Raw genomic sequence first — 15,068 nt, 5'->3', positions numbered from 1 at the left:
AACACAATTAATCAAAAATATTATGGGATCACAACAAAATAATTGACAATAACCGAGTCAGCGGATATGATTAAGCTATCTCATTTTAACAGATGGGATGCAGTTACTTTCAGGAAAAGGAGGGATTTCTATTTATGAAAGGGTTTAAAAAAGTGACGGCTGTTTTCTGCGCAGCGGCGCTTGCGGGAAGCCTGCTGACAGGCTGTGCCGGAGATGAGCAGAAACGGATTGTCAGAATCGGACACAACCAGTCCACCAATCACCCGACTCATATTGCCCTGACTGCTTTTCAGACCTTTGTGAATGAAAAGCTGGGAGACAAATATGTAGTAGAGGTGTATCCCAGTGAGCTTTTAGGCTCTCAGACCGATATGGTGCAGCTGACTCAGACCGGCGCCATTGACTTCTGCGTTGCCAGCAATGCCATTTTGGAAACCTTCAGTAAAAACTATGAAATTTTTAATCTTCCCTATCTGTTTGCCAGTGCGGAGGCCTATCACCATGTTATGGATGATCCTCAGGTTACGGATCCGATTTTTAAATCCACCCAGAAGGCTGGATTTACGGCAGTGACTTGGCTGGATGCCGGAACCAGAAACTTTTATACTGTGAACAAGCCTATCCACAGTCCGGCTGATTTAAAAGGGTTGAAAATCAGAGTACAGCAGTCTCCAACCAATATTGAGATGATGCGTCTTTTAGGAGGCTCTGCTACGCCTATGGGATTTGGAGACGTATACACGGCCCTTCAGTCCAATATCATTGACGGCGCAGAGAATAATGAAATGGCGCTGACTGACAACGGACACGGAGATGTATGTAAGTATTATTCGTATGATATGCATCAGATGGTGCCGGATATTCTGATTGGCAATAACGCCTTTATTGAAGGCCTGACAGAAGAAGAGCGGGCAGTATTTGAGGAAGGCTATCTTCTGGTAAATCAGGTGGAGCGGGAAGAATGGGTAAAGGCTGTAGACGCGGCAAAGAACAAGGCGGCAAATGAGCAGCATGTGGAGTTTATTTATCCGGATCAGGCACCTTTTGTGGAAGCCTGCTCTCCGCTTCACCAGTCTGTGCTTCAGAAAAACCCGTCTCTGCAGCCAATCTATGACGCAATTCAGGTTTATAATGAAAAATATCCGTCTGAGGCAGAATAGGAGGGAGCCATGAGTCAACTGAGAAAAATATTAGATCGTATTTTAAATGTGCTGGCAGGAGTCAGCTTCCTGGCAATGGTAGCCCTGACCTGCTGGCAGGTATTTACCCGCTATATTCTGAAAAATCCATCCTCCTGGTCTGAGGAGATGGTTTCTTACCTGTTTGGATGGATGGCTCTTCTGGGCGCATCTATCGTAGTGGGAGAACGGGGGCACATGAATATTCCTATTTTAGTGGATCGGATGGGAGAGGGCGGACGAAAGTTTTTTGCTATCTTTGCAGAGGTAATCGGCTGTCTGTTTGCCATGGTCATTCTGGTTTTCGGCGGTGTTCAGATTACCAGCCTTGCTATGGGACAGATGACTTCTTCTCTGGGTGTTCCTGTCGGCGTGTTTTATATTGTACTTCCCCTGAGCGGCGTACTGAATATTATTTACACGGTGATCAATATTGTGGAAATTGTAAACGGCACCATTGATCTCCATCATCAGGAGGAAAGCGGCGAGAAGAAGGGAAAGGAGGCGTAGTCTGTGGCAATACAATCTTTGGTAATTATTCTGACTGTTTTGATTGCGCTGTTGGTCATCGGAGTTCCGATTTCCTATGCAATCGGTATTTCATCCCTGGCAGCGATTCTCCAGATTGTTCCGATGGATGTGTCTGTCCTGACAGGTGCACAGAGAACCTTTGTGGGAATGAGCAAGTTCAGCCTTACGGCAATTCCGTTTTTCATTCTGGCAGGAAATCTTATGAATCAAGGCGGTATTGCCAAGCGTCTGGTTGATTTTGTCCTTGCGCTTCTGGGAAAGCTTCCCGGCGCCCTGTTAGTAACCAACGTAGGTGCCAATGCTCTGTTCGGAGCCATTTCCGGTTCTGCCTCTGCAGCAGCGGCAGCAGTAGGAAGCATGGTTCGCGAAGGTGAGGATGAGCAGGGGTATGACAAGGCGGTATGTGCCGCAACCAACGGAGCGTCAGCGCCGTCGGGACTTTTGATTCCTCCCTCTAATGCGCTGATTACCTATTCTCTGGTTTCCGGAGGAACCTCGGTAGCAGCCCTGTTCCTGGCCGGTTACATACCGGGACTTCTCTGGACGGTATGCTGTATTGTGGTTGCAGTCATTATAGCAAAGAAAAAGGGCTATCAGGGAACACCAGGAAAATTTGACTGGAAGAATCTGTTTACAGCAACCATGCGGGCGATACCGGCTCTGTCTCTGATTGTAGTGGTAATCGGCGGAATCATTGCCGGTGTGTTTACAGCTACAGAGGGCTCCGCTATTGCAGTGGTATATGCTCTGATTCTTGGTATTTTTTACCGGAATATTACCTGGAAATCCTTCTGGAAAATTGTAGTTGACAGTGCAAAAATGAGCGGTATGATCGTGTTCCTGATTGGTGTATCCAATATTATGGGATGGGTTATGGCATTTACCCAGATTCCTCAGGCGATTTCCGCAGCGCTGCTTGGCCTGACCAACAACCCGATCATCATTCTCCTGATTATGAATGTGATTCTGCTGATTGCAGGTACTTTTATGGATGTAACTCCGGCGATTCTGATTTTTACGCCCTTGTTCCTTCCTATCGTAAAGACCTTTGGCATGGATCCCATTCAGTTTGGTCTGATTCTGGTTTACAACCTGTGTATTGGAAACATTACTCCTCCTGTGGGCAATACCCTGTTTGTATCAATTAAGATAGGAAATACCACGTTGGCGAGAGTAATGCCGTATATGCTGATGTACTACGTTGCAATTTTGATAGGTCTGCTGCTGGTGACTTATGTACCTGCAGTAAGCCTGGCATTGCCTGCAGCTGCCGGGCTGGTATAAGCGTAATTGCAAGGCCGCTTTCACTGAGAACTTTTAGAGGCAGTGAAAGCGGCCTTTATTCAGGAAAAAGAAAAAGGAAGTATCAATGTATCATGAAAAAAGTAAGTATTTATCTGGCAGTTCAAAGCAGGATTACTGTCTGTGCCATAGAGGCGATGCTGTCCTCCTTGACTGCTGTCAGAGGTGAGGTGGTTGGCGCAGGAACAGATCTGAAGACGTGCATAGAGGATATCAGGCGGTTGAAGCCGGAGCTGGTGCTGGCAGACCAGGAGATGTGTGCGGTTCAAAATACATATTTTTGCCAGAAACTGACAGAGGAGAATTCAGGTCTTATTTTTATCTGCCTGCAGTCAGCTTCCTGCAGCTGGAATCTGTCAGGGAATCCGGCAGTTCAGATATTAAGGGAAGATTTTACCCGGGAGAAGCTGACGGAAGCTTTAAAGACCTGTCTCCAGAAGCGAAGCAGGGGAGAGAAGGAGGAAAAGCTTTGTCAGGTTTTGCTTGCAGTGGAAACATTGGGGGAGGATACGGCTCATCAGACTTTAAAGAAGCCTTCACAGGAGGAACAGCCTTGGAACGGCAAGGGCGGAAGTCTGAAATATTTGGGATCGAAAAAAGAAATCTCCTTCTATCTGGCAGAAGGAAAATATCGGTGGATGTTGGCACAAGAATTTCAAAAATGGTTAAATCATGCTGTTGGGAGAGAAATGTCCCGGCTTTTATTTTATTCCCTTCCCTTTTCAGAAGAAGAGGAAGCGGAGGTTTTTCCATATTTATTTGAGAAAGAAGCAGAACGGCGAGTATTCTATCAATCAGAGCCTTTTGCTGTTATCGATCTGAAAGAAGAGCAGAGAAAATCATTTTTTTCTATGCAGCCCGTTCCTTTTCCGGTTGATCAATTTTCAAAAATTTTGGAAAAGGGTTCTCTCAGACAGGCTGCAGCGATGATGAAGCTGTATTTGGAACAGGCCGGCGAGTGCCAATGGGATTGTGAATTATTGAAGTTAAATATATTGGAAGCGGCGTTACGGCTATTACAGTTTCAGAAACCGGAATTAACTGCTGGGGAGGCAGGTACCATAAAAAAGAAAATTTTAGAGGCTTCAAAATTTACAGAGCTTCAGGAACTTTGGAGAAGCTGGACAGACAGCCTTTTGCATAAAAAGGAGGAAGGAGGAATCGAGGAAATTCTTCATTATATCCACACGAATTACTACGAAGATCTGACGTTGACTGGTATAGCAGAGCTGTTTAACTATAATTATTATTATCTTTCATCCGCTTTTTTTAAGCAGGCCGGAGTTACGTTTACGGAATATTTGAATCAGGTTCGGATTCAGGAAGCATGCAACCTGCTGGAAAATACTGCAATTCCAATTTCCATGGCAGCTGATATGACGGGCTATTCCAGCCCAGGGTATTTTTCCAGGACATTTAAAAAGTATCAGAAGTGTTCACCATCTGAGTATCGAAGAAAAGTTTCTGAAAAGAAGAAACAAACAAAAAGACAGGAAAATTAAAAAATTTCTATTGAAAATGAAATGCGATATGAAGAGTTGTTGTAATGTGTAAAAAAATATATGAAATAAGTAAAAAATATAGGTTTTTCAGTGTAAATTTTTCATAAAAGACAAACTAGTGAAAAAATCCTCGTAAATATGTGCAAATAAGACGCAGAATCTCATGATAAAATGAAGCAAATAGTACAGAAATAAAAAGCTGAAGAAAAACAGCTGTACTAAAGTGTGAGAAGGAGGAAGTATGTGGAAGAAAAAACGTATCACTAGTGTTGTCTTAGGCGTCAGCGTTACGATTACCAGCGTATTGCCGGCAATGCCAGCGTATGCTGTGGATGCGGGAGCCGCCGGAAAAACCCTGACTGGACAGAGCAGTCATGAAAAAGCCGGGAAGGTATCGACTCCGTCTGATGCGGAGCTGGAGGAGGATATCTGGACAGATGATGAGCCGCTGGAGAATGATTTGGAAAAAGCGACTCCCTCTGATGCAGAGCTGGAGGAGGAGTTGAATCTGGAGGAAGTGCCTCTGGCAACAGGGTCTAATGCAGAAGAGAACAGGCATCTGGCTGTGTATCCCGGACAGGTACCGGAGGTGGACGGCGTAGAATGGGAGGACGGTGTAACAGGGAAGGATTTTAAGGATCCCTATGATACTGTGACCATCAGCTCTGCAGAAGGAGAAGAATATAAGGTAGAGGTTGTTCCGGATAATCTGGTGTATTTTATTGACAGTGGCGCCGGGGAATCCACACCAGCATTTGAGGCTGTGCGTGATTTGATTCCGGATTTGAAAAATGATGCAGCTGACCAGGCGTATGAGGATGGAAAGGACTGGGGATATACCGGGAAAGACGGAGATAAGCCAGACACAGAGATATCCGATAAAAACGATACAGGATTTTACGGATTTAATCCTGCTAACAGCCCGGTATCCTACGTTCTTCCTCTTGAGGCTGGAACGTATAAAATTACATCTAGTCATAAGGACTGGTGGAATATGAACCGCCCCATGAGCATCAGCATCAAATATGGGGATACGGTTCTGGATGCCGGAACCTTAAACGGAAACGGCGTCAATGAATTCGTATTTACGCTGGAAAGTGATCAGGATGTTACTTATGAACTGAATAATACTGCCAATCAGGGCTCTGTAGTCAGCTGGATTGCTGTAGAGGAATCTGAGGAAGAGGAGTGGGAAGGTCTGGCGCTGGAGGATATTGGGAAAGTTCGGGCCAGAACCGGCGCTTCCCTGGGAGCTGATTATGAAGACGGAAAAATGGCAAATGTTACGGAAGGCTGGATCAGCGGAGGCGACAGCGCCTCTAATGGCGGTGTGGTTCTTGCCAATCCGGCACAGTATCTGAAGAGAAGCACATTTACCTGGTATACGGATTTTCTATTTCAGAATAACACAAAGGATGTTTCCGCTAACGATAATACCTCTGCATTTCTGCTTGGAAACAAGGAAACGCATATCCGGCTGATTCCGAAAAAGAATGATGGAACGGCAGTTTTAAGGGTAAAGGCAAACGGCGGGGAAACAGATTACCCTTTGAATATGGAGCTGGATGAAGATGTATGGCATTCTGTGGCAGTGCTTTACCACGAAGAGGACAGTGAAGGATATGTACAGCTGGTTGTGGACGGAGAGACTGCTTTGGAGGAAGAGCTTGCATTAGGCTTTCAGCTTAGCAGCACAGCATCTATGGAAGCAGGATACGGGATTACTTATGGAACCGGTTATATGAGAACCGGAAAGTATGACAATATTACCGTGTTCAAGACCTTGGCTGATACGTCAGATGCACAAGAGGAAACCGAGAGGCGGGCAGAGGAAAAAAATGCCTTAAAGGTTCAGGGCTCCCGCATTGTGATTGATGGAGAAGAAATAGCAAAGGCAGCAGAAAATATGAATGGCCTGACCTTTAAAGGTTTTGGCGTTTTAGACTGCAACAGCACCAATGCGCTTCTTTTGGACTACAAGGCTCAGCATCCAGAAAAGTACTGGGAAATGCTGGAGGTGCTTTTTGGTGGAGAGCATCCCATTATGCAACACATTAAAATTGAGATGGGAAATGACAAAAATACTTCTACCGGCTCTCAGTCTTGTACTATGCGTTATGAGGACGAATATCCGAATGTAAACCGTGTAACTGGTTTTCAGCTGGCAGCAGATGCAAAGAAGATCAACCCGAATGTGAAGGTCAGCCTGCTGTACTGGTGCGCTCCGGGATGGGTGGGAAGCGACTGGAACAATATTTATAAATGGCTGAAGAATACCACGATTGCAGCTTACCGTGAGTACGGATACATGATTGACATTATCAGCCCTGGAATTAACGAACAGAAGGATGATCCGAAATGGATCAAGCAGTTTAATCAGTGGGTGGAGAATGACACAGAGGGAATGATAAGCGATGATGCTTCTGTCAGCGGCTTCCGTGATGGAGAGGAAGAGCTGTTCCATGAGATTCAGATTATCATGTCTGATGAGGTAGGAATTGCCTCCTGCGGTCCTCAGCTCACTTCCGATGAAGAATTGCGTGACGCAGTGGATATTGTAGGATACCACTATAATACAGATGATGACAGCGCAGGCAGCTTTAAGCGTCTGGCAGAGGAATTTGACAAAGAGATCTGGAACAGCGAGGCACAGGCTACCTTTGGTTCTACAGCAGATCGTCCCAACAATAACATGGAGGGCGGAGGAAGCGGCATTGGTGGAAACGGAAGTCCTCTGGAAATGGCAAATACCATGATCAAGGGCTTTGCAAATTCCCGGAGAACCCATTTTGTTTACCAGCCGACCTTTGGAGCCTTCTACGAGGGAATGCAGTATAACTATAAGGACGTTATGGCAGCCAGAGACCCCTGGTCCGGCTATGTAAACTATGACGGCGCTTTAAGTATTATGCAGCATTTCAGTAAGTTTGCCGTGACTGGCTGGGAGTATGATACCCCGGATGAAAACGTAGTATGGAGAGCGATTCCCGGCGCCAGCAAGAGTGAGGCCAGCGGAACAAACCCTGTCAATGGACGAAACGGCGGAGATAATTATATGACTCTGGCATCGCCGGACGGAAAGGATTTTTCTGTTATTATCTGTAATGACAGCGCTAAAACAAAGGAATTTACCATCAGTCCGAAGAATCTTGAAAATCTGCCTGCAGACGCCAAGCTGACAGTATGGGAGACTCGTGCGGCTGAGGACGGAAAGCTTTACAATGAAAATTATGTAAAGCCGGTGGAAACTCTGACAGCCAATGAGGGCGGAAGCTACTATGTAACCGTTAAGCCATGGTCGATTGTGACAGTGACAACTCTGGATATGGCAGATATGGAGGAGGAGCTGGAGCTCCCGGCTGCTTCTGAAAAGGGAAGATATGTTCTGGATACGGATGAAACCGGTAAGACACAGAATCTGGAGGATACCTATCTGTATGCGGATGATTTTGATTACGAGGACATGGGAAATGTAACGACCTATGAGGATGGTGAAATTGTAGAATCCGATAAAAGCTTTATTGAAAGCCGCGGCGGTGAAGACGGATTCTACCCGCTTTACACTCAGGATACCAACGGAACCTTTGAGGCAGTTCTGGATGAAAATGGAAACGGTGTTTTGCAGATGGCGGGACAGACTGGCGGCGGCTCCTGGAATGGCGGCGAGCCGGCAACGACGATCGGCGATTACCGGTGGACCAATTACAAAGCCAGTGTGGACTTTGATCTGACCTCTACCAGCGAGTATCTGCTTCTGGGTGTGCGTCAGAGAGGCTCTGCCGGCGGCGGAGACAACAAGGTTTCCATGTCTGCCTATAATGTGGCGGTTAATCAGACTGGTGAGTGGATTCTGCGCAGATACAGCAGCGAGATTGCAAGAGGACAGGTACAGATAAAGGATGTAAGCGCCTGCAACGTGGCAATTCAGGCTGCAGGAGATACGATTACTGTTTTTGTAGACGGACAGGAGGTACATAATTATAAGGATCCGCAGCCGCAGCTGGAGGGACGTATTATGCTGGGAGTAGGACTTCCCGGGGCGTCCTGGGGACAGGGACGTTTTGATAACCTGAAGGTGGAAACCGTACCCGGATATATTCCTTATTTTGATATGGTGCATGACAACCTGCATATGAAGCAGTGGGATGGCGAACAGGCAGGAGAAGAGGCTTTGTCATATGAAGGAAGCTGGGAGCATGTAAACCAGAAAGGGTCTCAGTATTCCCAGAGAAGTCTTTCCACCTCCAGCCAAAAGGGCTCAAGCGTAAGCTATAGCTTTGAAGGAACAGGCTTTGCCCTGATTGGAGAAAATAATGGTTCTGCTAAAGTGAATGTTTATGTGGACGGCAATGCTGTTTCTGAGAATGCAGCTACAGTAAAAACCAGCTCTCATCAGCCTTATCTCATGGTTCGGGGATTAGAAAATGGCGAGCATATGGTTACTGTAGAGTTGGAAGAGGGAACACTGAATGTGGACTCTGTGGCTTACATGACAGCCCGTGAGCAGGTAAGCGAAGCAGTTGACATGACAGGACTTCAGGCAGTGCTGGAGAAAAATCAGGGACTGAAGCAGGAGGATTATGACACAGATTCCTGGAATGCATATCAGGAAGCGCTGAATTCAGGAAGCCGCTGGACTACAGAAATTGTTCAGAAGCTTCTGGCAGATCCTCTTTCCTATGGCGCAGATCAGGAGACGGTTCAGGAGATTACTGATTATTATGAGGATCTGATGAATACTCTTCTGAGAAAGGATGCTCCGGTAGAGATTACTTCTACGGCAGGAATTCCGAAGATTCTGGCGATACCGACAGGAACTGATTTGTCTGACGGGGCAGGAAGTAAGCTTCCGGCTACGGTTCCGGTAAAGAATCTGGACGGTACAGAAAATCCGGCAGCTGAGATTACCTGGAAGCTGAGCGGCGCGGCAGATACCGATTATAAGAGTATTGCAGCAGTAGGAACAGTAACGGGCGGTAAAAATCTGACGGTAACAGTGCCTGTGGAGGCTGTGCCGGAGAATGTGGTATATTTCATTGATGCAGGAACAGAAGATCAAACCATTTATTCTGCATACAAGGAAATCTTCCCGGAGCTGAAAAATGAAACCAACGACAAGGTTTATGAAGAAGGCAGCTGGGGGCGGAACGATACCTGCGCAGTAAAGAACGGTACGGATTCTATGGATAAGACCGATACGGGACTTTATAATGATAAAGAAGCAATTCGCTATCAGCTTCCGCTGGATGCAGGTATTTACACTCTGACAGCCGGATTTACTGAGTGGTGGGGATATGGACGCGATATGAGCCAGACCATTTCCTACACGCTGGCAGACGGAACAGAAAAGACTATCCAGGGAGATGCAGTCAGCTTCGGAGAGCGGGGAAGAGCAACAGGAACTGTATCCTTTATTCTTCCAGAGGATGCAACCGTTACCTATACAGTGGCTAAAACGAAGAGTCAGTCTCCGGTTATCAGCTGGCTGGCAGTGGCAGCGGTAGGTGAAAATGAGCAGGCTGAGTGGGAACCGATTTTCGTCTCCGATGAGAGCAATCAGTGGAATGGTCTGATTACCAAGGGAACTGTTGTAAACCAGCAGGATCCGGAGCAGGGCGAGGTGCTTCACATGAATGCAGCCGGAACCACCTATATTCAGCTGGATCCCAATGCAGTTAATTTAACTGGCCGTGAGAATATGACTATGAGTTTTGATTTGAAGTCAGAAACAGCAGATGGAAATTTCTTTACGGTCGCTATTGGTCAGGACAGCAATCGCTATATGTTCCTGAGAACCAGAGAGCATGACACATATACAGCCATTACCAAGGGAAGCTATGGAAGCGAACAAAAAGCCACTGCCCAGGTGGACACCTTGAATAAATGGGTACATGTGGATTTGGCTTTCAGTCCGGAGCAGCTGATTACTTACATGGACGGCGTACCGGTAAGCACCATTGATAAGGATATTCTTGTCACTGATTTGGGAAGGAATCCTGTTGTATATCTGGGTAAGTCCTTCTACAGCAATGATAAATATTTTGCAGGCGCGTTCGATAATATCGAAATTTACAACAGAACCCGCAGCGCTGCAGAGCTGGAGCTTTCCTACATGGTAACAGAGCTGGAAAAATTAAACCGCGCCGATTATACGGCGGAGAGCTGGGCAGTATTTGAAGCGGCACTTGATGCAGCGAAGGAGATTTTGGGCACAGCTTCTGCAGAAGAAGCTTTTGAAGAGGCGAAGACAGCTTTGACAGAGGCAAGGGAGGCTTTGAAGGCACAGACTGGAAAAGATCGTCTGGCTGTTCAGATTGAAGAGGCAGAAAGACTGAGAGAAGAGGATTATACGGCAGAGAGCTGGATCGTGTTTGAAAAAGCTCTGAAAGAGGCAAAGGCTGTTATGGCAGATGAGGCTGCATCCAATGAAGCAGCTGACAAAGCTGCAGAGGTCTTAAAAGCAGCTATGGAAGGCTTGAAGAAGCCGGAGAAGCCGGTCGAGCCAGAGAACCCAGACAAACCGGAGAACCCGGACGAGCCGGAGAACCCGGTTGAGCCGAATAAACCGGGACAGTCCCATGATTCGGATGGTGGCTCTTCACATAGCGGCACAGGCAGCCAGACTGCAGTTGCGTCAGGAATTACTCAGTTAAACGGAAGTGTTCCGTCTGTTCTGCGGGCAGGCAGCTGGCAGAAGGCAGCGGACGGCAGCTGGAGACTGATAAAAGCAGACGGTTCACAGGCAAAGCAGGAGTGGGCGCTGTTAAACGGAAAATGGTATCTCTTTGATCAGAATGGAAAAATGGTTCAGGGATGGGCTTATGTGAATCAGATCTGGTATTATCTGGATGCTGTAAACGGCGATGCGAAGCTTGGCTGGCAGCTGATAAATGGCAAGTGGTATTATTTTGATAATGCAACTGCAGCTATGACAACCGGCTGGCAGATGATTGGCGGAAAATGGTATTATCTGGATCCGGCAAACGGCCATATGCTTACTGGAAGAATTTCAGTAAATGGGGTATGGTACAGCATGGCAGCTGATGGAAGCCTGAACAGTAATAAATAAGAAATAGAAGGCCTTGCCTTTCAAAAAACAGGAGCGCTGTAAGACAGATGAGTTACTATCTGTGGAACAGCGTTCCTGCTTTATGTCATAGGAAATCAGATACCAGATACCAGGCTCTGCATATACTGATGCATGGATTCTGCCACAACCTTACTGTGGGCAACGGCTTCGACTACGGTTCTTGCGCCGTTTACCACATCGCCGGAGGCAAAAATACCAGGACGGGTAGTGTGTCCTGTTTCGTCTGCAACCAGAAGACCACGGTTGTTGGCTTCAAGACCTGTGGTAGTAGATACGATCCGGTTCTGGGGTCCCTGGCTGATAGAAATAATCACTCCCTCATCGGTAATCTCCACAGGGGCTTTATTGTATTCAAATTGGTTCTCATGGTTGCAGACAAGGCTGCAGACAGTAGTCAGCGGGTTATTTTCAAAAAGAATCCGTCCTGCTTCGTCCATAACATGCAATGCCATATGAATACTCCTCTCTAGTTTTTATAAATACAGTCTATCATATCTGATTTTTTCAGACTATAGAAAGTACAGGAAAAATACACACATATTATGAAAAAACAGTCAAAAAGGGGAAAAAGGGAAAAATAAGATAGACAAAGTCAGTTAAAAATCTTATAGTAAAGGAAGAATCTGATGGAAAGAAGATGGTGGGTATGATTGATCTGCACGGTGATATTTCTATACCGTTTCTGAAAAAAAGCCGGTTTACAGGCAGTTATCTGGGGATGCGTTATCAGTTGATGAAGGCAGAACGCCCAAAAAACCAGATGCCTCCAGAAAACGGAGAAGAAGCCTGCGGAGAGGAGACAGAGATGGAAACGGTTATCCGCGCTGTTATCTGGCCGGAGCCTTTTAATTTTGAAGTGACGCCGGAGGAAAAAAAGCACAGCAGGGATTTTTCCTTTGATGTAAATGGACTCTGGGCGGCAGTAGACTGGCTGAATGAGGAGCATGAGGCCGGGCATTTTTAAGTGAGATTTACTAGGAGGATGAGGTATATGAATTACAGACAGATGACCAGTATTTATTTTAGTCCTACGGAGCGGACGAAAGGCGTGGTAGAGGAGATTGCAGAGCAGTTTCCAGTGAGTCGTCAGTCTCTGGATTTGACAGATTCGGTAAAAAACAGGCCGGATTACTGGTTCCGGGAGGACGAAGCCGTTATTGTAGGTGTTCCGGTATATGGAGGAAGGGTTCCGGATGTGGCCCAGAAGCGTTTTCGGAATCTCCATGGACACGGAACAGCGGCAGTGCTGGTTGTGACATATGGAAACAGAGCTTATGAGGATGCTCTTCTGGAGCTTTCTGATATTTTAAAGGAGCAGGGCTTCCGCCCGTTTGCAGCAGCGGCAGCAGTAGCAGAGCACAATATTGTAGGCGTATATGCAGAGGGAAGACCGGATGAGAAGGATCAGAAGCTGATCCGGCAGTTTGGAGCCAGAGCGGCAAAGCAGCTGGCAGACATAAAATCCAGCTATGAGACAGAGGATTTGAAGCTTCCGGGAAAACGTCCCTACAAGGCCTATGGAACTTTGCCCATTCCGATTAAGGTGGAATCCTCCTGTACAGACTGCGGGCTTTGCGTAAAAAAATGTCCCGTTCAGGTGATTTCAAGGACTGATCCCAGGGTAGTGGATACCTCAGGCTGTATTGCCTGTATGCGCTGTATCCATGTGTGTCCGTCTGGAAGCCGGAAGGTATCGGCGCTGATGAAGCTGGCAATTCGTCAGAAATTGAAAAAGGCATGCTCTGGAAGAAAGGAGCCGGAATTTTTCTATGAAGCTGGAAAATAATCTGGACACAGATGATATTAAGGGGTTAGTATGGCGGCTGGCATTTCCGTCTATGCTTGCCCAGTTTGTCAGTGTTCTTTATAGTATTGTAGACCGGATGTATATTGGAAATATTCCGGAGATCGGGGAAGCGGCGCTGGCGGGAGTCGGGGTCTGCGGTCCGATTGTAACCCTGGTTTCTTCCTTTGCTTTTCTCGTAGGCGTTGGAGGTGCTCCTCTTATGAGTATCCGGCTTGGCGAGAAAAATGAACGGGCAGCCAGTCAGATTCTGGCCAACTGTTTTTTGATGCTGGCGGTATTGTCGGCAGTGCTTACCGTGGCGTCTCTGGCGCTGAGGGAAACTCTTCTGTGGAAATTTGGAGCAGGAGAGGGAACCTTTGACTATGCAAAGGAGTATATTACCATTTATCTGATGGGTACGGTATTTGCTTTGATGACGACAGGCATGAACCAGTTTATTATCTGTCAGGGATTTGCAAAAATCGGCATGAAGTCAGTGATTCTGGGAGCGGTAACCAATATTGTCCTGGATCCGGTATTTATTTTTGCCCTGGATATGGGGGTAAAGGGGGCAGCCATTGCCACTGTGATTTCCCAGGTGGCGTCCTGCACCTATGCCCTGCGTTTTCTGTTCAGTGACAGAATCCCGATTAAAATTACCTTTCGGGGCTATGACTGGAATGTAATGAAGCGGGTAATTCAGATTGGAATGACGCCCTTTATTATCATTGCCATGGATAATGTTCTGATTATTGCGCTGAATACGGTGATCCAGCGCCTGGGCGGCCCGGGGCAGGGAGATACCCTTTTGACCTGTACCACGATTGTGCAGAGCTTTATGCTGGTTGTAACGATGCCTCTGGGAGGAATTACCAGCGGAACTCAGACGATTCTCGGGTACAATTATGGGGCAAAAAGACCGGATCGGATCTGGCGGGCAGAAAAATGGATTGGAGGAATGGCGCTGTGCTTTACAACGATCATGTTCCTTATTGCCCAGCTGGTTCCGGAGATTTTTGTCCGCCTGTTTACGCAGAATGAAGAATACATCCGTCTCAGCGTCTGGGCAATCCGGGTGTATACCCTTGGGGTGATTCCCCTGGCAGTCCAGTATACCATTGTAGACGGATTTACGGGTATGGGAATTTCCAGTGTGGCTATGGGGCTTTCCATGTGGAGAAAAACGGTATTTCTTGTGGGCGTATTTCTGATTCCTCGTTTTGCTGGAATTACCAATGTTTTTTATACAGAACCTCTCTCTGATTTTCTGGGAACTGTCGTATCGGTTCTGATGTTTTGTCTGGTATTTAAGCGGGTAGTTGGCAATCCTCATGAAAGAAAGGAGACGGTTGCTTGAAAGTAAGAAAGCATTTTTATTTTTCAGGCCGGGTTCAGGGTGTGGGATTTCGCTATCAGGCAACCCGTCTGGCCAGAGGTCTGGGGCTTACAGGCTGGGTAATGAACCTATGGGATGGACGGGTGGAGCTGGAAGCCCAGGGAGAAGAGGCTCTGATCTGGGATTTGGTGACAGCTCTTCACAAGCAGCCGTATATTCAGATTGAAGATATGGAAACAGAGGAGCGGCCTTTAAAAGAGGAGCGAGGATTCCAGATGGCAAATTAACGCAATATGGCTGAACTGTTATAAATTAACAGCATAGAATAACAGTGCAGGAGTGA

9 protein-coding genes and 1 pseudogene are annotated in these 15,068 nt (G+C 46.8%); 9 read left to right on the top strand and 1 reads right to left on the bottom strand.

Going from position 1 to position 15,068, the window contains the following annotated elements; genetic code table 11:
- Positions 1–134: 134 nt before the first annotated feature.
- From ACESON_RS09620 to ACESON_RS09600, 5 genes are all read left to right on the top strand, one after another.
- A complete protein-coding gene (locus tag ACESON_RS09620) occupies positions 135–1,160 on the top strand; it encodes a DctP family TRAP transporter solute-binding subunit (protein ID WP_177959242.1) in 1,026 nt (341 codons plus the stop codon).
- 9 nt (positions 1,161–1,169) lie between these two features.
- Positions 1,170–1,688, top strand: coding sequence for a TRAP transporter small permease subunit (locus tag ACESON_RS09615; RefSeq protein ID WP_177959243.1), 519 nt, complete (start codon positions 1,170–1,172; stop codon positions 1,686–1,688).
- Between the two features lie 3 nt (positions 1,689–1,691).
- Positions 1,692–2,993, top strand: a complete 1,302-nt coding sequence (locus ACESON_RS09610) for a TRAP transporter large permease subunit (protein WP_177959244.1) — start codon at positions 1,692–1,694, stop codon at positions 2,991–2,993.
- A gap of 92 nt (positions 2,994–3,085) precedes the next feature.
- A complete protein-coding gene (locus ACESON_RS09605) occupies positions 3,086–4,513 on the top strand; it encodes a helix-turn-helix transcriptional regulator (RefSeq protein WP_373109510.1) in 1,428 nt (475 codons plus the stop codon).
- Positions 4,514–4,754: 241 nt separating this feature from the next.
- The gene (locus tag ACESON_RS09600) at positions 4,755–11,582 is read left to right on the top strand and encodes a LamG-like jellyroll fold domain-containing protein (protein WP_373109508.1); all 6,828 of its coding nucleotides are present in this window, start codon (positions 4,755–4,757) and stop codon (positions 11,580–11,582) included.
- 95 nt (positions 11,583–11,677) lie between these two features.
- Here the strand turns inward: ACESON_RS09600 and ACESON_RS09595 are convergent.
- Positions 11,678–11,962, bottom strand: a pseudogene (locus tag ACESON_RS09595) (FAD-dependent oxidoreductase); the annotation flags it as partial.
- A gap of 287 nt (positions 11,963–12,249) precedes the next feature.
- On the opposite strand from ACESON_RS09595, the gene ACESON_RS09590 reads away from it, so the two are divergent.
- The 4 genes from ACESON_RS09590 to ACESON_RS09575 are packed head-to-tail and all read left to right on the top strand — an operon-like array spanning position 12,250 to position 15,012.
- A complete protein-coding gene (locus ACESON_RS09590; protein ID WP_177959247.1) occupies positions 12,250–12,567 on the top strand; it encodes a hypothetical protein in 318 nt (105 codons plus the stop codon).
- 27 nt (positions 12,568–12,594) lie between these two features.
- Positions 12,595–13,389 (top strand): EFR1 family ferrodoxin, encoded by a 795-nt coding sequence (locus tag ACESON_RS09585; protein ID WP_373109506.1) that lies wholly within the window; start codon positions 12,595–12,597, stop codon positions 13,387–13,389.
- On the top strand, positions 13,373–14,746 hold the full coding sequence (locus tag ACESON_RS09580; protein ID WP_373109504.1) for an MATE family efflux transporter: 1,374 nt from the start codon (positions 13,373–13,375) through the stop codon (positions 14,744–14,746). Before ACESON_RS09585 ends, ACESON_RS09580 begins: the two co-directional genes overlap by 17 nt.
- Positions 14,743–15,012, top strand: coding sequence for an acylphosphatase (locus ACESON_RS09575; protein WP_177959250.1), 270 nt, complete (start codon positions 14,743–14,745; stop codon positions 15,010–15,012). The genes ACESON_RS09580 and ACESON_RS09575 overlap by 4 nt, the downstream gene beginning before the upstream one ends.
- The last annotated feature ends 56 nt before the right edge of the window (positions 15,013–15,068 follow it).

Origin of the sequence: Lachnoclostridium sp. Marseille-P6806 (assembly GCF_964238185.1) — a bacterium.
In the GTDB taxonomy this organism is placed as follows: Bacteria; Bacillota; Clostridia; order Lachnospirales; family Lachnospiraceae; genus Brotaphodocola.
The sequence above is the reverse complement of the archived record's forward strand: the minus strand, read 5'-3'. Positions and strand labels throughout refer to the sequence as shown.

Bases quoted from the DNA above. Each gene is read 5' to 3' on its own strand.
- ACESON_RS09620 (WP_177959242.1), top strand. From the start codon at position 135: ATGAAAGGGTTTAAAAAAGTGACGGCTGTTTTCTGCGCAGCGGCGCTT.
- ACESON_RS09615 (WP_177959243.1), top strand. From the start codon at position 1,170: ATGAGTCAACTGAGAAAAATATTAGATCGTATTTTAAATGTGCTGGCA.
- ACESON_RS09605 (WP_373109510.1), top strand. From the start codon at position 3,086: ATGAAAAAAGTAAGTATTTATCTGGCAGTTCAAAGCAGGATTACTGTC.
- ACESON_RS09600 (WP_373109508.1), top strand. From the start codon at position 4,755: ATGTGGAAGAAAAAACGTATCACTAGTGTTGTCTTAGGCGTCAGCGTT.
- ACESON_RS09590 (WP_177959247.1), top strand. From the start codon at position 12,250: ATGATTGATCTGCACGGTGATATTTCTATACCGTTTCTGAAAAAAAGC.
- ACESON_RS09585 (WP_373109506.1), top strand. From the start codon at position 12,595: ATGAATTACAGACAGATGACCAGTATTTATTTTAGTCCTACGGAGCGG.
- ACESON_RS09580 (WP_373109504.1), top strand. From the start codon at position 13,373: ATGAAGCTGGAAAATAATCTGGACACAGATGATATTAAGGGGTTAGTA.